This is a genomic window from Gehongia tenuis (genome assembly GCF_014384795.1).
GTDB classification, from domain to species: Bacteria; Bacillota; Clostridia; order Christensenellales; family NSJ-53; genus Gehongia; species Gehongia tenuis.
This window is the reverse complement of record NZ_JACRSR010000001.1, coordinates 404,982-425,925: the sequence shown is the minus strand read 5'-3', so window position 1 is coordinate 425,925 and position 20,944 is coordinate 404,982. Positions and strand designations below refer to the sequence as shown.

At 61.7% G+C, this 20,944-nt stretch carries 23 protein-coding genes, 1 tRNA gene and 1 other annotated feature; of the genes, 5 read left to right on the top strand and 19 right to left on the bottom strand.

Annotation, left to right across the window (positions count from 1 at the left end; genetic code table 11):
• Positions 1-74: 74 nt before the first annotated feature.
• Positions 75-407 carry a cell division protein ZapA gene (locus H8696_RS02115; RefSeq protein ID WP_249314614.1) on the bottom strand — a complete coding sequence of 111 codons (333 nt, stop codon included), beginning with the start codon at positions 405-407 and terminating at the stop codon, positions 75-77.
• Between the two features lie 212 nt (positions 408-619).
• Between H8696_RS02115 and H8696_RS02110 the strand changes: the two genes are divergently transcribed.
• A complete protein-coding gene (locus tag H8696_RS02110) occupies positions 620-925 on the top strand; it encodes a hypothetical protein (protein WP_249314613.1) in 306 nt (101 codons plus the stop codon).
• Between the two features lie 45 nt (positions 926-970).
• On the opposite strand, the gene pheT is transcribed toward H8696_RS02110, so the two are convergent.
• The 10 genes from pheT to H8696_RS02060 all read right to left on the bottom strand — a co-directional run bounded on the left by pheT (position 971) and on the right by H8696_RS02060 (position 12,250).
• Positions 971-3,355: a phenylalanine--tRNA ligase subunit beta gene (gene pheT, locus H8696_RS02105; RefSeq protein WP_249314612.1), complete on the bottom strand. Its 2,385-nt coding sequence runs from the start codon at positions 3,353-3,355 to the stop codon at positions 971-973.
• 5 nt (positions 3,356-3,360) lie between these two features.
• A complete protein-coding gene (pheS, locus tag H8696_RS02100) occupies positions 3,361-4,392 on the bottom strand; it encodes a phenylalanine--tRNA ligase subunit alpha (RefSeq protein ID WP_249314611.1) in 1,032 nt (343 codons plus the stop codon).
• Between the two features lie 39 nt (positions 4,393-4,431).
• Positions 4,432-4,650 (bottom strand) — a binding site (T-box leader).
• A 446-nt stretch (positions 4,651-5,096) separates the two neighbouring features.
• Positions 5,097-5,882 (bottom strand): TrmH family RNA methyltransferase, encoded by a 786-nt coding sequence (locus tag H8696_RS02095; RefSeq protein WP_249314610.1) that lies wholly within the window; start codon positions 5,880-5,882, stop codon positions 5,097-5,099.
• Between the two features lie 69 nt (positions 5,883-5,951).
• Positions 5,952-6,305: a 50S ribosomal protein L20 gene (gene rplT / locus H8696_RS02090; RefSeq protein WP_249314609.1), complete on the bottom strand. Its 354-nt coding sequence runs from the start codon at positions 6,303-6,305 to the stop codon at positions 5,952-5,954.
• Between the two features lie 18 nt (positions 6,306-6,323).
• On the bottom strand, positions 6,324-6,521 hold the full coding sequence (rpmI, locus tag H8696_RS02085) for a 50S ribosomal protein L35 (protein ID WP_249314608.1): 198 nt from the start codon (positions 6,519-6,521) through the stop codon (positions 6,324-6,326).
• A gap of 15 nt (positions 6,522-6,536) precedes the next feature.
• Positions 6,537-7,034: a translation initiation factor IF-3 gene (infC, locus tag H8696_RS02080; RefSeq protein WP_249314607.1), complete on the bottom strand. Its 498-nt coding sequence runs from the start codon at positions 7,032-7,034 to the stop codon at positions 6,537-6,539.
• Between the two features lie 241 nt (positions 7,035-7,275).
• Positions 7,276-9,216: a threonine--tRNA ligase gene (gene thrS / locus H8696_RS02075; protein WP_249314606.1), complete on the bottom strand. Its 1,941-nt coding sequence runs from the start codon at positions 9,214-9,216 to the stop codon at positions 7,276-7,278.
• Between the two features lie 296 nt (positions 9,217-9,512).
• Positions 9,513-9,698: a ferredoxin gene (locus H8696_RS02070; protein WP_249314605.1), complete on the bottom strand. Its 186-nt coding sequence runs from the start codon at positions 9,696-9,698 to the stop codon at positions 9,513-9,515.
• A gap of 214 nt (positions 9,699-9,912) precedes the next feature.
• On the bottom strand, positions 9,913-11,694 hold the full coding sequence (gene hflX, locus H8696_RS02065) for a GTPase HflX (RefSeq protein WP_249314604.1): 1,782 nt from the start codon (positions 11,692-11,694) through the stop codon (positions 9,913-9,915).
• Between the two features lie 4 nt (positions 11,695-11,698).
• On the bottom strand, positions 11,699-12,250 hold the full coding sequence (locus H8696_RS02060) for a M15 family metallopeptidase (protein ID WP_249314603.1): 552 nt from the start codon (positions 12,248-12,250) through the stop codon (positions 11,699-11,701).
• Positions 12,251-12,385: 135 nt separating this feature from the next.
• Here H8696_RS02060 and H8696_RS02055 point away from each other — a divergent pair.
• The 4 genes from H8696_RS02055 (at position 12,386) to H8696_RS02040 (ending at position 14,703) form a co-directional block, all read left to right on the top strand.
• Positions 12,386-12,460, top strand: a tRNA-Trp gene (locus H8696_RS02055).
• Positions 12,461-12,583: 123 nt separating this feature from the next.
• Positions 12,584-12,970 carry a Fur family transcriptional regulator gene (locus tag H8696_RS02050; RefSeq protein ID WP_249314602.1) on the top strand — a complete coding sequence of 129 codons (387 nt, stop codon included), beginning with the start codon at positions 12,584-12,586 and terminating at the stop codon, positions 12,968-12,970.
• 92 nt (positions 12,971-13,062) lie between these two features.
• A complete protein-coding gene (locus tag H8696_RS02045) occupies positions 13,063-13,626 on the top strand; it encodes a 6-pyruvoyl trahydropterin synthase family protein (RefSeq protein WP_249314601.1) in 564 nt (187 codons plus the stop codon).
• Positions 13,627-13,728: 102 nt separating this feature from the next.
• Positions 13,729-14,703: a restriction endonuclease gene (locus H8696_RS02040; RefSeq protein WP_249314600.1), complete on the top strand. Its 975-nt coding sequence runs from the start codon at positions 13,729-13,731 to the stop codon at positions 14,701-14,703.
• A 58-nt stretch (positions 14,704-14,761) separates the two neighbouring features.
• Here H8696_RS02040 and H8696_RS02035 read toward each other — a convergent pair whose 3' ends face one another.
• The 8 genes from H8696_RS02035 to H8696_RS02000 form a co-directional block, all read right to left on the bottom strand.
• On the bottom strand, positions 14,762-15,376 hold the full coding sequence (locus tag H8696_RS02035) for a cyclase family protein (protein ID WP_249314599.1): 615 nt from the start codon (positions 15,374-15,376) through the stop codon (positions 14,762-14,764).
• A gap of 24 nt (positions 15,377-15,400) precedes the next feature.
• A complete protein-coding gene (locus H8696_RS02030; protein ID WP_249314598.1) occupies positions 15,401-15,694 on the bottom strand; it encodes a DUF6506 family protein in 294 nt (97 codons plus the stop codon).
• On the bottom strand, positions 15,688-16,140 hold the full coding sequence (locus H8696_RS02025) for a GNAT family N-acetyltransferase (protein WP_249314597.1): 453 nt from the start codon (positions 16,138-16,140) through the stop codon (positions 15,688-15,690). Before H8696_RS02025 ends, H8696_RS02030 begins: the two co-directional genes overlap by 7 nt.
• Before the next feature lie 107 nt (positions 16,141-16,247).
• Positions 16,248-16,424, bottom strand: a complete 177-nt coding sequence (locus H8696_RS02020; RefSeq protein WP_249314596.1) for a ribbon-helix-helix domain-containing protein — start codon at positions 16,422-16,424, stop codon at positions 16,248-16,250.
• Positions 16,425-16,523: 99 nt separating this feature from the next.
• Entirely contained in the window at positions 16,524-16,766 is a 243-nt protein-coding gene (locus H8696_RS02015; protein ID WP_249314595.1) for a helix-turn-helix domain-containing protein, read from the bottom strand.
• A 535-nt stretch (positions 16,767-17,301) separates the two neighbouring features.
• Positions 17,302-18,846: a ribonuclease Y gene (gene rny / locus H8696_RS02010; protein ID WP_330605280.1), complete on the bottom strand. Its 1,545-nt coding sequence runs from the start codon at positions 18,844-18,846 to the stop codon at positions 17,302-17,304.
• A gap of 106 nt (positions 18,847-18,952) precedes the next feature.
• Complete coding sequence (locus H8696_RS02005) at positions 18,953-20,299, bottom strand: MATE family efflux transporter (protein ID WP_249314594.1); 1,347 nt, start codon at positions 20,297-20,299, stop codon at positions 18,953-18,955.
• A 108-nt stretch (positions 20,300-20,407) separates the two neighbouring features.
• On the bottom strand, positions 20,408-20,863 hold the full coding sequence (locus H8696_RS02000; protein WP_249314593.1) for a MarR family winged helix-turn-helix transcriptional regulator: 456 nt from the start codon (positions 20,861-20,863) through the stop codon (positions 20,408-20,410).
• Between the last annotated feature and the right edge of the window lie 81 nt (positions 20,864-20,944).

The following is a 20,944-nucleotide window of genomic DNA, read 5'->3' as shown; positions in this document are numbered from 1 at the left end:
CCGAGCCCGGGGCTCAAAACCGGTTCCGACGCCCTGTCATACCGCTGAAAAGGGCGGCAAAAAGCCGCCCCCTCTTATTTAACGCCTTTGAGCTTGCCGCCGCCGCGGCCATCCCGCTGGAGAAACGCGTTCTCCCGCTGCAGACGGACCAGCTGACGCTGCAGCTCGTCGATGCGAATGCCAAGCTCCTTTGACTCATCCTTGGCCCGGATCAGGTCATCGGCCATGTTGAGGGAGGTCAAAATGGCCAGCCGCTCGCTGTCCAGCGGCAGCTTCGCCATCTTTTTGAGCTCCTTGTACTTGTACTCCACCGCGTCCACCACCCGCTGGAGATGCTCCTCCGACTCGGCGCCGGTGATGGTGTACTCCCTGCCTGCGAGTTTCACGGAAGCTTTGATCGTTTCCATAAATACCGCCTCTAACATTTTTTGATACTCTATTATAACCGATTCTACGCCGTTTGGCAAGATTCGCCGCCCTTCGCGGTACGGGAACCGCATGGGACGCGGGCAGGGGAGCACCGGCGGGCCGCATGGGACGGATGGCGCGGGACGCAGGCCCTTGAACCGCGGCCCCAAATCGGATAGAATGGAGCAAAGGGAGAAAGGGGGCCCCGTCCATGGGCAGAATTTTCGCCGTCCTCGCGCTCATTCTTGTCCTTGCCTTCGCGCCGGGCTGCGGCAGGAAGGTCCCGGAACTCGCCGCCGTGCCCGGGATGGGTGAGGCCGCGCTGACGGACGCCCTTCAGGGCATAAGCCGCGACGCGGTCCTCCAATCCTGGGGCGAACCGGACGGCGCCCTGTCCGGCATGTTCGGAGAGATCTATGATCTTCCCGGCGGCGGCGCATTCGTGATCGTCTATTACGGTCAGTCCGGCCCGGATCACGTTGTGGAGAACGTCAAGCTGGGCGCCAAGGATGAATAAGGGAGTGCAAAAAAAGGGTATGTTTTCCATACCCTTTTTGTATGCTCAGCTTCGAAGAACGGCGCCCGCATCCTTCTCGAGGCGGTCCAGAATCTTTCGCACCGCTTCGTCCACCTCCTCATCCTGGAGCGTCCGCGTGAGGCTTTGGAAGGTGAGCGCGAAGGCCACGCTCTTCATGCCCTCCCCCAGCTCCGGGCTGCGGTAGATGTCAAAGAGCTGCACGTCCGAGAGCAGCCTGCCGCCGGCCTTCTCGATGACCGCCGTCATCGCGCCCACGGTGACCTCCTCCTTCACCACCAGCGCCAGGTCCCGCTTCACTGCGGGATGACGGGACACGGCCGTGTAGTGGGCGGGCACCCGCCGGCTCAGAATGCGGGTGAGATCGAGCTCGGCCACATGGACCCGGCCCTCGGCCCCATAGGCCGCGAGGGTCAGCGGATGGACCTCGCCCATCACGCCCACCGTCTCCCCGTTCACCCTGATCTCCGCCGCCCTGCCGGGATGGAGATAGGTGCGGGTGGTTTTCTCAAAGACGGCGGGAACGCCGAAGGCCGCGAAGAGCGCCTCGATCCTGCCCTTGAAGCCGTAGAAATCCATGTCCCTGCCGTAGGCGCCGAGGCAGAGGGTGGCGGGCTCCTCGGGGAGCTCCCCGTCCCCCGGCAGGTACACCCGGCCAAGTTCAAACAGCGCCGCCTTCTCCCGCTTCTTGTTCACGTTTCCGATGAGGGCGTCCAGCATGGCGGGCACCATGGTGGTGCGCATCATGCCCATGTCCGCGGAGAGGGGGTTCAGGATGGTCACCGCCTTCCGGAGCTCGTCGTTCTCCGGAAGGCGCAGCGCCGCAAGATCGCTTTCCGACATGAAGGAGTAATGGTAGGTCTCATAGAAGCCAAGGCCCACCAGCGTATCCCGCACCCGCTCCACATCCCTTTGGAAGGGGGTGAGCCCGCCGGCGTGGCCGCCGCCCTTCGGCAGGGTGTAGGGGATCTTGTCGTAGCCGTAGAGGCGCAGCACCTCCTCGGCGATATCCGCCGGGCCCTTGATGTCCCCGCGGAAGCTGGGAACCATCACCGTGAGCTCATCCCCCTCGAGATTGGCCAGCATGAACAGGCGGTCCAGAATGTCCGCCATCTCCCTGCCGTCGATCTTAACGCCGCCAAGGTCGTTGATACGCTTCACCGGCACCCGGATCGTCCGCTCCCCCATGGGTGCGGAGAGAATGTCCACCCGGCCCTTCAGTACCTCCGCGCCGCACAGCTGCTGCATGAGCTGGGCCGCACGCTCGAGGGCCATCTGGGTGGTGAGGATGTCCACGCCCTTCTCATAGCGGGCCGAAGCCTCGGTGGCAAGCCCCAGCTTCCGGCTGGTGAGCCGGATGTTCGTGCCGTCGAACTTGGCGGACTCGATCAGGATGTCCACCGTGTCCTCCTTGATCTCCGAGTTCTCGCCGCCCATGATGCCCGCGAGGCCCACCGGGCCCACGCCGTCGGCAATGACCAGCATGCTCTCGTCCAGCTCCCGATCCTTACCGTCCAGCGTGACGAGGTTCTCCCCCGCCTTCGCCCGGCGCACCACGATCCTGTTCTCCCGGATGTTCCGCATATCGAAGGCATGGAGGGGCTGGCCCGTCTCCAGCATCACGAAGTTGGTTATGTCCACGGCGTTGTTGATGGACCGCACGCCCGCCGCCTGAAGATACCGGCGCATCCAGGCCGGCGAGGGCCCGATTCTCACGTTCTTCACCACCCGGGCCATGTACCGCGGGCAGAGGTCCTTGTCCTCCACCTCCACAGACACCGCCCACTGCATGGGGTTCCTGCTCTCCTCGTACTCGATGGCGGGGATCTCAAAATCGAGATCAAAGACCGCCGCCGTCTCCCGGGCCATGCCCATCACGCTGAGGCAGTCCGGGCGGTTGGCCAGAATCTCCGCTTCAAATACGGTGTCGGTGAGCCCCAGCACCTCCTTCATATCCGTGCCCGGCGTGAGCTCGTCCTCCTCCTTCAAGATGAGGATGCCGTCCACGTCCGCGCCGGGATAGTCGTCGTCGGTGACGCCCAGCTCCCTGCCCGAGCACATCATGCCCTCCGACACCACGCCCCGAAGCTTGCCCTTCTTGATCTTGACGCCGCCGGGGAGGCGGGAGCCGTCCAGCGCCACCGGCACCATGGCGCCCTCAAAGACGTTGGGCGCGCCGGTCACGATCTGGATATCCGTTCCGGCGTCCACCTGGCAGACCACCAGGCGGTCCGCGTCCGGATGCTTTTCAATCTTCAGGATCTTGCCCACGACCACCTTGTCGATCTCCTCGCCCAGGCGCTCGTAGCCCTCCACCTCGGTGCCGCTGAGGGCCATTCTCTCCATGTACGCCTCCGGGGAAACCTCCAGCTCCGGTACGTACTCCTTCAGCCAGTTGAGTGGCAGTTTCATCTTTCTCAGCCCTCCCTTGCGAACTGTTCGAGGAAGCGAAGATCGCCCTCGAAATTCAGCCGGATGTCGTCGATACCGTACTTCATGTTGGCCAGGCGGTCGAGACCGAAGCCGAAGGCGAAGCCGGTGTATTTTTCAGGATCAATGCCGCACATGTCGAGCACATCGGGATTCACCATGCCGCAGCCGCCAAGCTCCAGCCAGCCGGTGCCCTTGCACACCCGGCAGCCCTCGCCGCCGCACAGGGTGCAGGAGATATCCAGCTCGGCGCTGGGCTCCGTAAAGGGGAAGAAGGACGGACGCAGCCGGGTCTTGGTCTCCCCGCCGTAGAGCTTTTTGATGAAGGTGTCCAATACGCCCTTGAGGTCGCCCATGGTGATCCCCTCGTCCACCACCAGGCATTCCATCTGATGGAACACCGGCGAATGGCTGGCGTCCACCTCGTCGGAGCGGTACACCCGGCCGGGGCACACCACGTAGATGGGCGGCTTCTTTGTGGTCATCACCCGGGCCTGCACCGGCGAGGTGTGGGTGCGGAGCACCACGTTTTCGCTGACGTACAGGGTGTCCTGCATATCCCGGGCGGGATGGTTCTTCGGCAGGTTCATGAGCTCAAAGTTGAAGTGGTCGAGCTCCACCTCCGGGCCGTCGGCCACGGAAAAGCCCATGCTGGTGAAGATGGAGACCAGCTCCCGCTGAATCAGGGTCACCGGATGCAGTCCCCCCCGCTCCGGCTTTGCGCCGGGCACGGTCACATCGAGGGCCTCCTCGGCCAGCCGGCGCTCCAGCTCCGCCGCCTTGAGGCTCTTCGCCTTCTCGTCCAGCGCCGTCTCCAGCGCCTTTCTCACATCGTTGATCATCTGGCCCATGGCCGGGCGCTCCTCCGGCGAGAGGGAGCCCATACCCCGCAGAAACTGGGTCAGCTCACCCTTCTTGCCCACGATGCTCACCCGAAGGTTCTCGAGGGCCGCCGAATCGGAGATCCCCTTGAGATCCTCCAGCGCCTTTTGCCGAAGGGCTTCCAAGCGTTCCTTCATGCTTACCTGCTCCTTTCCAAAATCAAAAAACCTCCGCCCCATCGGGGCGAAGGTTCGCGGTACCACCCAAAGTTCACCAGGGTCCTCCCCTGGCCTCTTCACCGGTGTAACGGCCGGCGCCCGGCAAGGCCTACTTCCCTTCAGCCCGCAGCTCCGAAGCGAACTTCATTTATGGCCTGCTCCAGGACGCTTGCAGCCGGCGGCGTCCCGTCTCTTCGAGCGGTTCCCTAAACTACTCCTCTTCTTCCGCGCTTTTTACCCATCCAGTCTAACAAGGGTTCCTTGTTTTGTCAACCGGGCGGCGGGCAGTGCCCGCGGCCGATTCGCGTGCGCAGGACGAGGTGGGCGGGCTTCGGCGCCCGGGCGGCGTGGCGGGGCGGATCCGGCGCTCCAGGGGCGGGCAGTGCCCGCGGCCAATTCGCGTGCGCAGGGCGAGGTGGGCGGGCTTCAGCGCCCGGGCGGCGGGCGGGGCGGATCCGGCGCTCCAGGGGCGGGCAGTGCCCGCGGCCAATTCGCGTGCGCAGGGCGAGGTCGGCGGGCTTCAGCGCCCGGGCGGCGGGCGGGGCGGGTCCGCCGCTCCAAGGGTGGGCAGTGCCCGCGGCCGATTCGCGTGCGCAGGACGAGGTGGACGGGCTTCGGCGCCCGGGCGGCGTGGCGGAGTGGAGCAGTGCCCGCGGCTTCCCGGTGGGGGGGCGATCCCCCGCCTAGCTCTCGCCCGGCCCGCGGCGGACGCCGGTTCCGAAGGCTGCCCCGTACAGCAGGATTCCGCCGGCAACGGCCACGTTCAGCGATTCGGCCCGGCCCGCCATGGGCAGCTTCACCCGGCGGTCGCAAAGGGCCAGAACCGTCTCCCGGGGGCCCCTGGCCTCGTTGCCCACGATGATGAGCGTCCTTGCCGGGAAGGGCGGCGCGGCGTAGAAGTCCTCGCCCCTTAGATCGCCGGCCGCGGCGGTGTAGCCCGCCTCCCGAAAGGCCGCCACGAGGCCCGCCAGCTCCCCCCGAAGGATGGGCAGATGGAAAAGGGAGCCGGCGGCGGAGCGCACTACCTTGGGGCTGAAGGGGTCGGCGGTGTTTTCCGAGAGCAGCACGCCGGCGGCGCCGGCGGCGTCGGCGGTGCGGATGAGGGTGCCCACGTTTCCCGGGTCCATCACCTCGTCAAGGGCCAGCCACAGTCCCTCCGGCCGCTCCGGCAGGCGCGGTTCGGGCAGCCGGGCGGCGGCCACGATCCCCTGGGGCGTTTTTGCCGCGGACACCGCCTCAATCACCCGTGCGGAAGCCGTATGAGCCTCCGCAGCCTTCGGCGCAAGGGCAAAGAGGCCTTCCTCCCCTTCCCGCACCAGCACGAGGGTGATGGGAAGGCCCGCTTTTGCCGCCTCCGCCACCACCTTTCGCCCCTCCAGCAGAAATTCGCCGCTCTCCTCACGGCCCTTCCTGCTTTGGAGCGCCCGAAGCCGCTTCACCTTCGGATTTTGTACGCTTTCGATGAGCATGGGTTCCTCCTTACGAAAAAGGAGCCTCCGGTCCCTCGCGGGTCCGGCAGACTCCCTCATGCCTTTGTCTTACGCCTTCTCCTTGGCCAGCTCGGCGAGCTTTGCGAAGGCGGGCGCATCGTTCACGGCCAGATCGGCCAGAACCTTGCGATTGAGCTCCACGCCGCTCTTCTTGAGGCCGTTCATGAAACGGCTGTAGGAAATGCCGTTCAAACGGGCGGCGGCATTGATCCTGGTGATCCAAAGCTTGCGGAAATCCCGCTTGCGCAGCCGGCGGCCCACATAGGCGTACTGCAGGGATTTCATGACCGCCTGATTGGCGGCCCGGTACTGCTTGGACTTGGCGCCAAAATAACCCTTGGCGAGCTTCAAAACTTTTCTGCGTTTCTTATGGGCGTTGACAGCCCTCTTAATTCGTGCCACGGTGAAATCCTCCTTAGCCTACTTGTAGGGAATTAACTGCTTCAAGTTCTTCTCATCGGCGCTGGTCGCATAGGTCCCCTTGCGCAGATCCCGCTTGCGTTTGCGGCTCTTCTTGTTCAGGATATGGCTCTTATAGGCCTTGTTTCTTTTGACCTTCCCGGTTTTGGTCAGGCGGATCCGCTTGGCGGCGCCGCGATGGGTTTTGAGCTTAGGCATGTTCGCCCTCCTCTCTTATGTTTCCTTGGGTGACAGAATCATCACCATACTGCGTCCTTCCACCTTGGGCTGGCGTTCCATGTTCGCCACGTCCTTGACCCGCTCAAAGAAGTCCTTCATGACCTCAAGGCCGATCTGGGAGTGGCTGATCTGCCGCCCGCGGAACCGAATCGTTACCTTCACCTTGTCCCCGTCCTTCAGGAACTTGACGGCGTTTTTGACCTTGACCTCCACATCATGCTCACCGATCGTCGCAGACAGCCGGACCTCCTTGATGGAGATCACCTTCTGCCGTTTCCGGGCTTCCTTGTCCTTCTTGGCCATCTCGAAACGGTACTTGCCGTAATCCATCATCTTGCACACCGGGGGTTTGGCCTGGGGCGCAATCTTCACCAGATCCAGCTCCCTCTCCTCGGCCATCTGCAGGGCTTGACGGGTCGGCAGGATTCCCAGCTGCTCGCCATTTTGATCAATCACGCGGACCTGGGGCTCCCGGATCTCGTCATTGATCATGTAATCGATGTTAATAATGATACACCTCCGTAAAGATAAAAAATTCGGTGGGCATAGCTACCCACCGAATTGAATGAACACTCTGGTTAAAGACGAACGCCGGGCGGCCCTTCGGCCCCCATCCGCGCCCGATCCTTTTGCCCGGGTGACCCGCCCGGCAACCGGCCGGCGGGTGAGAAGTGGATAGCTTCTGCTTAACGGGTATTAGTTTATCATAGGGAAAGCGGGGTGTCAAGCCTCTTTAGGGATGGGCCTTGGAGGCGATTTCAAGGACGATTCTGTCCGCGAACTCGGCGGGCGTCATCACGCCAAGATCGCCCTCCCCCCGGCTTCGGACGGCCACGGCCCTGTTTTCGACCTCCTTGTCGCCCACAACCAGCATGTAGGGCAGCTTCTCCAGCTGGGCTTCCCGGATCTTGAAGCCGATCTTCTCGTTGCGGCTGTCGATTTTGACCCGCACGCCCCGCGCCTCCAGCTGCGCCCTGACCTCCTCCGCCCAGGCCTCGGCCCGGTCCGTGATGGTGAGAATGCGGCACTGCTCCAGGGAGAGCCAGGTGGGCATGGCGCCGGCGTACTTCTCGATGAGAAGGGCGAGGGTCCTCTCGTAGCAGCCGATGGAGGTGCGGTGGATGATGATGGGGTGCTTCTTCTCGCCGTCCCTGTCGGTGTAGACCATGCCGAAGCGCTCCGCCAGCTGGAAGTCGATCTGCACGGTGATGAGGGTGTCCTCCTTGCCGTAGACGTTCTTCGCCTGGATGTCCAGCTTGGGGCCGTAGAAGGCCGCCTCGCCCTCCGCTTCGGTGTAGTCGATCCGAAGGTCGTCCAGGATCACCCGCATCAGGTCCTGGGTGCGCTCCCATTCCTCGGCGCTGCCGATGTACTTCTCCTTGTTGTTCGGGTCCCACTTGGAGAAGCGGTAGGTGATATCCTCCGCGATGCCCAGAATGCCGAGCAGGTACTGGATGAGGTCCAGCACGCCCTTGAACTCATCCTCCAGCTGTTCGGGGGTGACGGCCAGATGGCCTTCGGAGATGGTGAACTGGCGCACCCGGATGAGGCCGTGCATCTCGCCGGAGGATTCCTTGCGGAACAGGGTGGACGTCTCCCCAAGACGCATGGGCAGATCCCGGTAGGAGCGGGTCTTGTTCAGATACACCTGGAACTGGAAGGGACAGGTCATGGGCCGGAGGGCCAGAACCTCCTCGCCCCGCTCATCCATCTCCTTGTCCCCGAGAACGAACATGGTGTCATAGTAGTGGTCCCAGTGTCCCGAGATCTTGTACAGGTCGGCTTTCGCCATGAAGGGCGTCTTGGTGAGGATGTAGCCGCGCTTTTCCTCCTCGTCCTCCACGAAGCGCTGCATGAGCTGGACGGCCTTACTGCCCTTGGGCAGCAGAATGGGCAGGCCCTGACCGATATAATCCACGGTGGTAAAGAAGCCAAGCTCCCGGCCCAGCTTGTTGTGGTCCCGCTTCCTCGCCTCCGCCTTGGCCTCGAGGAAGGCTTCCATCTCCTTTTTATCCTCGAAGGCGGTGCCGTAGATGCGCTGGAGCATCTTGTTCTTTTCGCTGCCCCGCCAGTAGGCGCCGGCCAGGGACTCCAGCTTCACGTGCTTCACCTTGCCGGTGGAGGGCACGTGGGGTCCGGCGCAGAGGTCGGTGAATTCGCCCTGGCGGTAGAAGGAGATGGTCTCCCCCTCCGGCAGGTCCTCGATGAGCTCCACCTTGTATGGCTCCTCCTTCATGAGCTCGAGGGCCTCCTGACGGGGCAGCTCGAATCTCTCCATCCGGTGGTTTTCCTTGATGATCTTCGCCATTTCCTTCTCAATTTTCGCGAGGTCCTCCTGGGTGAAGGGTTCCTCCACGTCGAAATCGTAGTAGAAGCCGTCCCGGGTGGCGGGGCCGATGGCGAGCTTCGCCGAAGGATAGAGGCGCTTCACTGCCTGGGCCAGCACATGGGACGCCGTATGGCGGAGGGCCCAGCGGCCGTCCTCATCCTCGAAGGTCAAAAACTCCAGCGTTCCGTCCCCGGTCAGCGGGCGGAACAGATCGATGGTCTCGCCGTTCAGTTTGGCGGCAAGAGCCTTTTTGTAAATCTCCTTCGGCGCGTACGCCTTGGCGATATGAAGGGGCAGCGCGCCCTGCTCCAGGGACAAGTTTTGCTCTCCCAATTTGATGTTCATGAAGGTCCTTCCTTTCTTTCTCCTGACAAATCAAAAAGCTCCCGTCCCCCTGAAGGGACGAGAGCATACTCCCGCGGTTCCACCCTTGTTGAATGAATTCCACTTTGGCTGGGCGATAACGGGCCCAAAGCGTCCGCCATCCCGGGCCGGTCTTCACCCGATCGCCTCGAGGAAGGCTTGCAGCTTCGACCTTCCCTCTCTGGCTCGGCTTCACAGGTTACTTTTCCCGTTCGCACGGCGGATTTGAGACCATTATAGGCCGCTCATCCGCCGTTGTCAATGAAAAAAGGGAGACTTTACTCCACGTGAATGGCTTCGGTGGGGCAGGACCCCGCCGCATCCTTCACCAGATCCTCGTACTCTAAGACGTCCTCCATCACCACATGGGCTTTGTCGTCCTCATCCCACTGGAAGACCTCCTCGCAGGTGTTCACGCAAAGCCCGCAGCTGATGCAGGCATCCTTGTCCACAATCGCTTTCATCTGTCCGCCTCCTTCAGTTTGATGCCCTGATTGTGCCCAGCCGGCCACCCTTTCATACCTGGGCCGGCAAGGTCGGCGCCCGGGCGGCAGTTTTTGCCCGGCGGAGCGGGTGAAGGGCCGGGGCGGGGAGACGCCGGGGCAGCAGTTCGGCCGGGCCATCGGGTGAAGCGCCGGGGGCCCGCACCGGATGCCAGCTGAACGCCGGGCGGGGACGTCACGGCTTGGCAGATTGGCCGCCGGCACCGCCGGCAAGCAGGGCCCGCGCCCGCTTCACCGCGTCCCCGCCCAGCAGCGCCCGCACGCTCACCCCCGTTTCGGTGTAGGTCTCCTCCAGCACCTTGCCGTTCTCGTGGAGGTAGGCGAGCACCGCGCCCTTGGCGAAGGGCACCTCAAGCACGACCTCCCTTTGCAGCGCGCCGAGGGCCTCCCGAATGGCGTCGGCCAGGGGCTGCAGGCCGATCCCTCTCTTGGCGGAAATGAAATAAAAGGGCACGTCCGGCTTTTCGATCTCCTCCCGGGAGGGGAGGGCATCGGCCTTGTTGAAGGCGATGATCTGCGGCTTATCCCCGGCGCCCAGCTCCTCCAGCACATCCCGCACCACCGTCATCTGGTGCTTGTATTCGGGGGAGGTCGCGTCCACCACATGGACCAGAAGATCGGCGTGCTTCGCCTCCTCCAGAGTGGAACGGAAGGCGCTGATCATGCTGTGGGGCAGCTTATGGATGAAGCCCACCGTATCCACCAGCAGAACCTCGCCCCCCTCGCCGGCGGACAGTCTGCGCTTCAAGGGGTCCAGGGTGGCAAAGAGCTTGTCCTCGGCAAAGGCGTCGGAGCCGCACATGGCGTTTAAAAGGGTGCTCTTGCCCGCGTTGGTGTAGCCCACCAGCGCCGCCACCGGCACCTCGTTCTTTTTCACCCGCTGGCGCTGGCTGTCCCGCTGCCGGCTCACCTCCTTCATCTGCTCCTCAAGGTCAAAGATGCGCCGCCGGATGAGCCGCCGGTCCATCTCCAGCTTGCGTTCGCCGGGGCCCCGGGTGCCGATGCCGCCGCCCAGCCGGCTCATGGCCGTGCCCGCGCCCATCAGCCGCGGAAGGCGGTACCTGAGCTGGGCCAGCTCCACCTGCAGCTTGCCCTCCCGGGACCGGGCCCGCTGGGCAAAGATATCCAGGATGAGGGCGGTGCGGTCCACCACCCGAACGCCCAGCACGGCCTCCAGATTCCGGGCCTGGGCGCCGGTGATCTCGTCGTCGGCGATGCAAACGTCCACCTTGAGCTTTTGATAGATCATGGCGAGCTCCTCGGCCAGGCCGCTGCCGATATAGGTGGCCGAATCCGGCCTCGGCCGTTTCTGGAACACCCGGTGCACCGTCTCCGCGCCGGCCGTGTCCGCGAGGTTCTCCAGCTCCCTGAGGGAGGACTCCCCGCCGCCGCCATCCGGTCCGCAGCCGATGAGGGCGGCCCGTTCCGCCGCGCCGTCGGCCCTGCCCACCTCGAAGCGCACCTCCTCGTCCGCCGCCCGGATGGCGTCCAGAAGCTCGTCGTGGGGCAGGCCCGCCAGCGGGAAGGGGCCTAAAAGCTTCACGCCTTCCCGCGCCGCATAGCCCACGCAGAGGAGCTCCCGGCCCTCTTCGGTGGACAGCGCCCCGAGGGCATCCAGCCGCAGCTTCCTTAGCGTGTGCTCGTCCATCTCCGACAGGGACGGATTGCCGCCGGGATGGGTGTGGATGAGCCGCACTCCGGACAGGCGGGAAAGGCCCCGCCGGGAGGTCCACACCTCCAGATTCACCCGGTCGTGGCGGCCCACCACCACCTCAAGTACGCTGCCGTCCCGGCCAAGATAGATGCAGATCTCCCGGTTAATCCGGCGGGTCATCTCCGCCATCTCCCGGAGCATGTCCTCCTCCGCAAACTTGTCCTGGGGGATCTTCACCTCGTACCAGGCCTCCATGGCCTCGAGGGCCGAACGGCGCACGCCGTCAATGTTGCCGTAAATCATATGTTTACATAAACTCCTTTAAGTCGTAATCGCTGAGCGGATAGTTTTCCCAATCGCTGTCGTCAAAATGCCACCATTCAGTGGATATGGTGCGAAATCCGCCCCCGGTCATGAGACCGGTGAGCAGGTCGAGGTTTTCCATAATCCCGGGATCACACGGCCCTTTCCGCGCCGCCCGGGGGGAAAACTCGTCGAAATAGGAGGGCATGGCCAGCTCCCGGCCCAGAAGATCGGTGAGCGTCGCGTCCACCGCCGCACCCCGGCTGTGCTTGGAGCCCCGGGCCGGGTCCGCCCAGAAGCTCTTGTCCGGCGCCGCCTCGTAAAGCAGGCGGTGGTAGCTCATGGGCCGGTAGGCGTCAAAGATCTTGATGCGGCAGCCCGCCGCCTTCGCCCGCCGGTGGATCAGGACCAGCTTTGCCGCCGTCTCCTCCCGCAGCACGGGCACGTCCAGCGGGTACACCGGCCGCCCGGAGAAGTTGTGGGGCGAAGCATACCGGATTTCAAAGATGAAATCCTCCCCCAGATCCCGTAGATTCACCAAACCATATTTTCTCATCTGCCGCCTCCCGTTCCATTCTATCATACCAACCCCCTGGGAGGCTATGCCGGCGCCCGCCAAAAAATGCGTCTTTCCCCCAAATCCCATCTTGACGGAGCGGAACAAAACCATTATAATATAAAAGTCGTTCGTAGGGGAGTAGCTCAATGGTAGAGTAGTGGTCTCCAAAACCATTGGTTGCGTGTTCGAGTCGCGTCTCCCCTGCCAGTTTGGGCATCCGCCCGTAAAATCCCGCTCGTTGAGCGGGATTTTTTATTTTACCCCCTTGACAGGGCGGCAAAACAAGTATACAGTATTAATTGATACAAAGTACTATTAAGGAACGATTTTATGCATCAACGAAATACCATTCAGGGTGCGCTGGTTTTGGAAGCCGTGCTGAGGCTGCAATGCCACGCCACCGCGGACGAGGTCTACAATGAGGTTAAAAAGGAGCATCCCCATATCAGCCGGGGAACCGTATATCGAAATCTGCAGCGGCTGTGCGACAGCGGGAAGATCCGAAAGCTGGAAATTCCCGGCGGAGCCGACCGTTACGACCATCTTTGCCACGATCATTATCACGTAAAGTGCGTGAAATGCGGCCGCGTTTTTGATGTGGATATGGACTATCTAACCGGTCTTGAAAACGCCATCAGGGATGGGAAGGGATTCATCTTTCTCAGCCACGATATCGTCTTTCGGGGTATCTGCCCAAAGTGCAGGGATGACCGGTAGTCCCCCGGCCAAGGGTTTTGGCGAACAGTCCGAGCGCCTGTGTGAGCGGGCAACCCCCCCCCGAAAATGAAATAGATAGGAGAGCGGTAAACATGAGAAGTATCACTAAATTGGACCTGCAGTACGCGCACAGATTCTACGGTTTCAAAGGAGAGGCCCAGTACCTGCACGGACATACCGGCATTTTGACCATCGAGGTGGAGGATTCGATCGAACCGGGCGTGAACATGGTCTTCCCCTGCAACGAGATTCAAAAGACCGCCTGGAACGTGCTGAAGAATTTTGACCATGCGCTGATCCTGCGGGAGGATGATCCCCTGCTTCCCGCCATTCTCAAGGTCTACGAGGAACAGGGCATCAAGGACGGCGCCCCCCAGAACAAGATGAAGGGAGCCGCCTTCCATACGGAGCTGGCCACCGCCTATCCCGACTGCCGCCTGGTCGTGACCAAGGAGACCATGACCGTGGAGGGCATGATCAAAATCGTCTATGATCTTTTGAAGGATAAGCTGAACATCGCCAAACTCACCTTCACCAGCGGCGTCAACGCCGCCAGCGCGGAGTTCAAGACCGAAAACAAGATCGACCGCTGCCCCCTTTGCGGCATCGCGCTGAACGAAAACGGCGTCTGCCCGAAATGCGGATACAGAAAATAAGAACGCGTCGATCCGGACATGTCTCCATTTTGCCGGGCCGTGCCCTTTGTTTTTCGCCTTTATTCGTGCTATACTGGAAAAAAAGACCAAGGAGATGCGTCCATGTCCACTTTGCAGCACTACGAATACATGCAGCCCACCCTCACCGCCCTTCGGGAGCTGGGGGGCTCCGCCACCGTGGCCGAGCTGAATCAGCGGGTACCCGCCATCATGGGTCTCACCGACGATCAACTGGCCCAGCTTCACAAAGGGTCCACCAGCCGCACCGAGGTGGACTACCGCATGGCCTGGGCCCGCACCTTTCTTCGAAAATATGGTGTGCTGGAGAATTCCGCCCGGGGTGTTTGGACGCTCACCCCCGCCTACGCCAGGGTGGAGACCATCGACGGCCGGGAAATTGCCCGCACCATCAATCGTCTCAGGCGGGAGGCCCGGGCCGGCGGGACATCGCCCGGCAGCGGGGACGGCATGTCGGATGGACCGATGGCAGACATCCCCGCGCCGAATGGAGCGACGGCGGATGGACCTGCCGGCCCCTTTGGCGAGGGCGGTCCGGCAAACGGCTTCGGTGGCGAAGCCGACCTTTCCACCGGGGAGCTGGATATGGACGCCCCCACCTCCTGGCGGGATCAACTGATGGCCGCGCTCATGGCCCTTGAGCCTGCCGCCTTCGAGCGGCTGACCCAACGGCTTCTTCGGGAGTGCGGTTTCGTGCGGGTGGAGGTGACCGGACGCACCGGGGATCAGGGCATCGATGGTACCGGCATCGTGCGACTGAACAACGTGATGAGTTTTCCCATGGTCTTTCAGTGCAAACGATACAGAGACGGCCACTCGGTGTCCTCCGGCGAGATGAGGGACTTTCGCGGCGCCATGGTGGGTCGGACGGACAAGGGCCTTTTCATCACCACCAGCACCTTCACCAAGGCCGCCCGGGAGGAAGCGAACAAGGCGGGCGCGCCGCCCATCGATCTCATCGACGGCGAACGGATCCTGGACCTTCTTTGCGAGCTGGAGCTGGGCGTGCGGCCCGTGATCACCTACGAGGTGGATGAAACCTGGTTCGACAATCTTTGAGGCATCTAAAAAGGATGGGCAAAAGCCCATCCTTTTTTGTTTGGCATAGAGGCGCCGTTCACCTCACCAGCACCGCCCGCACCGGCGAACCCTCGGCTCCCTCCACCTTGAGGGGCAGGGCGGCGAAGAAATAACGGCCCTCGGGCACGTCCTTCAGCATCAGGCCCTCCACCACGGCCACCTCGCTTTGCAGCAAAATGTGGTGGGTGGCGGCGGTATCGCCGTAGGCGCCGATGGACAGGTAGTCGATGCCCACCGTACGGACGCCCTTCGAGACGAGATAGTCCGCCGCGGACGGCGCCAGCGCCACAAAGTCCTTCCGGAACTCCCCCTCCGGGAAATCGCTGTTGTCCGTCCTGAAGAACACCGCGTCCGCGGTGATGGACCGCCGGCGGAGATCGGCCTCGGCGATCAGCGGCAGGCCCCTGAGGTCCAGCACCTCCACCCAGCCGATGAACCGGTCAAGATCCGTTTCCGGGATGGACTTGCCGTCCTCCACGAAATGCAGCGGCGCGTCCACATGGGTGCCGGTATGCATGCCCATATGAATGGCCGTGAGATTGCAGCCGTCGCCCCCGGCCACCGACTGCACCAGCTCCAAGGCCATCTTTTTGTCCCCCGGCCAGAAGGTCATCCCCGGATGCACCGGCCGGGTGATATCGTAAATCTCCATGGGTATCATCCTTTCCCCCAAAGCCTATTCGCCAAACAGCCTGGCAAACTTCTCGTCCTGGCTTCCGTCATGGACCACGTAGCCCACGGCCACCCGCTCGCCGGCTGCCGCGCCCACCCTGGCCGCGCCCTCCGGTCCGAAAGCACCGCACATTTCGATGAGATCGATGCCGGCCTCGCCCAGCTCCCGGGCCACCCCGGCGGCCTCCTCCAGACTGGATACCCCCACCATCAGCGCCGTTCCGCCCTCGCTTTCAAAGCGCACCCGGTGCTTCTTCGGGTCGTAGGGGCCCATCAGTAAGAATGCAAAGTTCACCATTCCATACCCTCCTTGTCCTTGATCATCTGCAGATAATCCAGCGGCTGATAGCCCAAACGCCCGTACAGGGCCACCGCCCGTTCATTGGTACGCGTCACCTCGAGGCGGAAGCGTCTGGCTTCGGGAAACTCCCGCTCCACGAACTCGAACACCGCCGTTCCGAGGCCCCGGCCCCGGCATTCCGGCCTTAGATAGGCCTCCTCCAAAAAGACCACCAGTCCGCCCACCTCATTGGAATAGGTGAGGGCGAGGAGGGCATAGCCCACCGCCCGCTCCTCATGGGTGACCATGATGCCCCTCACAAAGGGATTCCCCGCCAGAATCTGGTCGAAGGTGGTCTCAAAATTCTTCTCCGGCACCGGATGCAGCACCGCGCCGGTGCCGTAAAACTCGGCCGCCATGGCCAAGAAATCCTGCCGGTCCCCGGCTCTCATATAGCGTACCATATTAACTCTCCTTTCGCTCCCAGTATATCACGTCTCCGCCCCCTTCTTCAAGCCGGATCAAAAAGGGGGAAAAACAGCAAACCGCCCATCAAAAGATGGACGGTCTTTTACTTTCCTCCCGATGGCGGCATGTTTTCCAGCGCATAGTCGATACATTGGTTGATAAATTCGCTTCGGCTGATATCGCACTGGTAGGCCAGATGATCGATGAGCTCCACTTTCTCACAGCATATCCGGATGGTGATGGGCTCCTTCTTGTATGCCTTGGGAATAAAGTTCTTCATCAAGCATCACCTCTAACAAACAGTGTATTTGATAATATGCTCATATTATAGATTCGTTTTTAGCATACATTATCAAACACACATTAGGTGAACTGCCTCTCAGCGCCCAAACAGTACGTCCAAGGGCACATTCAACGCCTTGGAAATCGCGTCGATCTCCATATCGTTGACGGTTCTTGTACCATTCTCAATTCTGGAAAGGGAACCCCGGCAGATATACACCGCCATCAGTTCCAGCTTAACGCACAGATCCTTCTGGGTCATACCGGCAGCCTGTCGTGCGGCCTTAATACGGGGCCCAATCATGTTTGCTTTGCTGGTGCATGTTTTCGCCTTTTTCATAGACTCACCTCAAGAATACAAAATGTCTTGTTAGCAGGACATTTTTAGTGTATCCTTGAAAATGGATAGTTATGTCCCATTGATAGGACACAACTCAATAGGGCGAAAATTTTTATGGAGTTTTTGCCTAATCTTGAGCACGAAATGGACTGTTCTTGGGTGAGGCAGAACGGAAACGGCGTTCTTGAATTTCAGCGGACCGCCGGCATGAAGCGTGCCGGGAGGCTGTCGGCTGAGGCCGCCGTATACAGCAAAACCTCGGGAAACCGAGGTTTTTCTGCTCTCCTAACATTTTGCTTCTCTGTCTTCAGGAATTTTATCACCGTTTGGTGATATTGTCCATCTAAATCATGGAGAATTCCCCTAAAACAGGTTGAGGGATGTCGATTGGCGTGATCCAGCTGGCCCGGCGGGAGGCCCTCTCGGGGCCGTGGCAGGGCGCTGTGGCAGGGGGCCGCAGCGGGGCGCCGTATCCGGCGAAGGACGCGCCGGCGCAAAAAAACAAGGCCCCAAAGGAGCCTTGTTTTTGCTTTGCTTACTTGGCGTAGTCCACCACCCGGGTTTCCCGGATGAGGCTGACCTTGATCTGACCGGGGTAATCCAGTTCGCTTTCGATCTTCCTCACGATCTCCCGGGCCAGGGCCGTGGTCTCGGCGTCGCCCACCTTCTCGGGGCGCACCATGATCCGGACCTCCCGTCCGGCCTGCACGGCGTAGGACTTCTCCACGCCCTCGAAGCTGGAGGCGATCTCCTCCAGCTTTTCCAGCCTTCGGATGTAGTTCTCCAGGGTTTCCCGCCGGGCGCCGGGCCGGGCCGCCGAAATGGCGTCCGCCGCCTGCACCAGCACCGCTTCCACGGTCTGGGCCTCGATATCGTTGTGGTGAGCGAGAATCGCGTGCACCACCTCCGCGTTCTCCCGGTACTTCTTGGCCAGGTCCCCGCCGATCTGGGCGTGGGAGCCCTCGATCTCGTGGTCCACCGCCTTGCCGATGTCGTGCAGAAGACCCGCACGCTTGGCAAGCACCTCATCGGCGCCGATTTCGGCAGCCATCATGCCCGCCAGATAGGACACTTCAATGGAATGCTTCAAAACATTCTGGCCGTAGCTGGTGCGGTACCGCAGCCGGCCGATGAGCCGGACCAGCTCGTGATGGAGCCCATGCACGCCGGTTTCAAACACGGCCTGCTCGCCCGCCTCACGGATCTGGGTATCCACTTCCTTCTTGGCCTTCTCCACCATCTCTTCGATGCGGGCCGGATGGATGCGGCCGTCCAGAATGAGCTTCTCAAGGGCGATGCGGGCAACCTCCCGCCGCACCGGATCGAAGCCGGACAGGATCACCGCTTCCGGCGTGTCGTCGATGATAAGATCGATGCCGGTGGCCGTCTCCAGGGTGCGGATGTTGCGGCCCTCACGGCCGATGATCCGTCCCTTCATCTCGTCGCTGGGAAGGGCCACCACCGATACGGTGGACTCGGCCACATGATCGGCGGCGTATTTCTGAATGGCGCCTCCGATGATGTTTCGGGCCTTTTTCTCCGCTTCCTCCTTGGTTTTCGCTTCCATCTCCCGGAGCATCACGCCCAGATCATGCCGGGCTTCCCGCTCCGTGTTCTCGAGGAGAATCCCCTTGGCTTCATCCATGGTCATGCCGGAGATTCTCTCCAGTTCCTGCAGCTGATTTTTATGTAGGTTCTCGATTTCGTCCTGCAACCGTTGGACATCCTTCTGCTTGCGCGTCAGAGCGGTTTCCCGCTGTTCCAGACTGTCCAGTTTTTTGTCCAGCGTCTCTTCCCGCTGGATCAGCCTTCGCTCCGTACGCTGCATCTCATTGCGCCGGTCGCGGCTTTCCTTATCCAGTTCCGTCCGCAGCCGGTGCACCTCTTCCTTAGCTTCCAATATCTTTTCCTTGCGCATCGCTTCCACCTTGCTGTGGGCCGTGTCCAGAATGCGCTGGGCTTCCTCTTCCGCCCGGGCGATCTTGGCTTCCGCGATGTTTTTTCGATAAAAGTAGCCAATGGCGCTACCCAATACGATACATACAAGACCAATGAGAACCGGCAATAATATGCCGTCCACGAAAACAAAACACCTCCTTTACTGTAATTTCTCAAAATTTTTGTTTCGTTTTGAGCCTGTTAACCCAAGGTTAACAGGTTAATTTTATTACGTTTCGGAGGGCCTGTCAAGATTTGGCGGCTTCGCCGTAGGGGTATTTCTTTTTCTTGGCTGCGAGAAAGGCGGCGGTGACGGCAAGGGCCAGCAGCTCCGCCAGCAGGATGGCCAGCCACACGCCGTCCAGGCCCAGGATCAGAGGCAGGACCAGCACCACCGCGAGCTGGAACACCAGGGTCCTGAAAAAGGAGATGGCTGCGGAGACCGCGCCGTCCCCCAGGGCGGTGAAGAAGGCGGAGCCGAAGATGTTGAAGCCGCTGATGAGAAAGGACAGGGCGTACAGCCGGAATCCGCGAGTGGTCATGGAAAGAAGGCCGGCGTCATAGCCCACGAAGATGCCGGCCAGCGGCCGGGACAGAATGAGGGCCGACGCGGTGAGCGCCAGAGCGGCGCAGCCCGTGAACCGGAGGCTTTTTTGATAGAGGTTCCTGAGTTCACCGGCGTTGCCGGCGCCGTAGTGGTAGCCTATGAGGGGCGCGCTGCCGATGGCGTAGCCGATGAAGATGGCGGCGAAGATGAAATTGACGTACATGATCACGCCGAAGGCCGCCACGCCGTCCTCCCCCGCCAGGCGCATCAGCTGGAAATTGTAGAGCATGTTCACCAGCGAGGCGGAGACGTTGGTCATCAGCTCGGAGGAGCCGTTGGTGCAGGTCTTGAGGAGCACCCTGCCGTTCCATTTCGGCCGGGTCAGCCGAAGCAGGCTGTCGTTTTCCCGAAGGAAGTAGACCAGCGGGCCCACGCCGCCCACCGCCTGGCTCACAGCGGTGGCGACGGCCGCGCCCGCCAGCCCCCACTGGAACACGGCGACGAAAAGATAATCCAGCACGATATTGGTCACCCCCGCGCCCACCGTCATATAAAGGCCCAGCTTGGGCTTTTCCGCGGTGATGAGGAAGCTCTGGAACACGTTTTGCAGCATGAACAGGGGCAGCGAGGGAATGAGGATGGCGCCATAGAGCACGGCGTAATCCAGCATGGCCCCTTCGGCGCCGAGGAAGCGTGCGATGGGCCGCAGAAAGGCGAGGCCCGCCGCGGCCAGCACCACGCCTGCAACGACGGTCACATACACGAGCATCGAGAAGTATTCGTTGGCCTTCGCCCGGCTGCCCTCGCCCAGGGTGCGGGAGACGATGGCGCTGCCGCCGGTGCCGATCATGAACCCGATGGCGCCGATGACCATCAATAGGGGCATGATCAGGTTGAGGGCGGCGAAGGGCGTCTTGCCCACATAGTTCGATACGAAAAGCCCGTCCACCACGCCATAGATGGACGTGAAAATCATCATCACGATGGACGGGAGCACGAAACGGATCAGTTTCGGGTAGGTGAAATGTTCGGAAAGTTGAATTCTCATCATATCCTCCAATCTGGGGCGGATGGAAGCCGCCCGCCCTGCGGCCACAAAAAAAGACGCCCGGTCTCGCCAAGCGTCACTGAAATGCTGCCTCGGGTAAGGATCTATTCAGCTTTCAAAATACTGCTCCAGTGCCTTTTTCAGCAGGCGGTTGTACTTTTGGGAGGCGCGGATCATCTCCCGTCGTTCCGCCTTCGTGAGCTCGTTCCAAACCCGCTCCTCGATATCCATCATGGTATCGACGTATTTTTCCGTAAAGCTTTCGCCCGCCTCCGTCAGCACGATCTCCTTGACCCGAAGATTGCCGGGTTGGGTCTCGAGACGGACGATGCCCCGGCGAATCAGCTGTTTCAGTGCCGAGTGGACCGTTTGTTTGTTCATGGAAAGCTGCTCGCTGATCTCCGTCTGGGTGGTGCAGCCCTCCCGAATCATGACGAGGGCCCAATATTCGCCCTCCGACAGACCGCAGGCCCTTGAAAGCCGCGACCACACCCGGTCCAGCTCCTTGGCAGCCTCGCGGTACGCCTCGACCGATATGTCCAGGCCATGGCCATTCATCATCATACCTCCTTTGATCGTTTCCCCAAAAAGCCGGGGCTTCAGGCGGCGCATCGCGCCGGGCGGTCTGCCCTCGTGCGCCGTGTC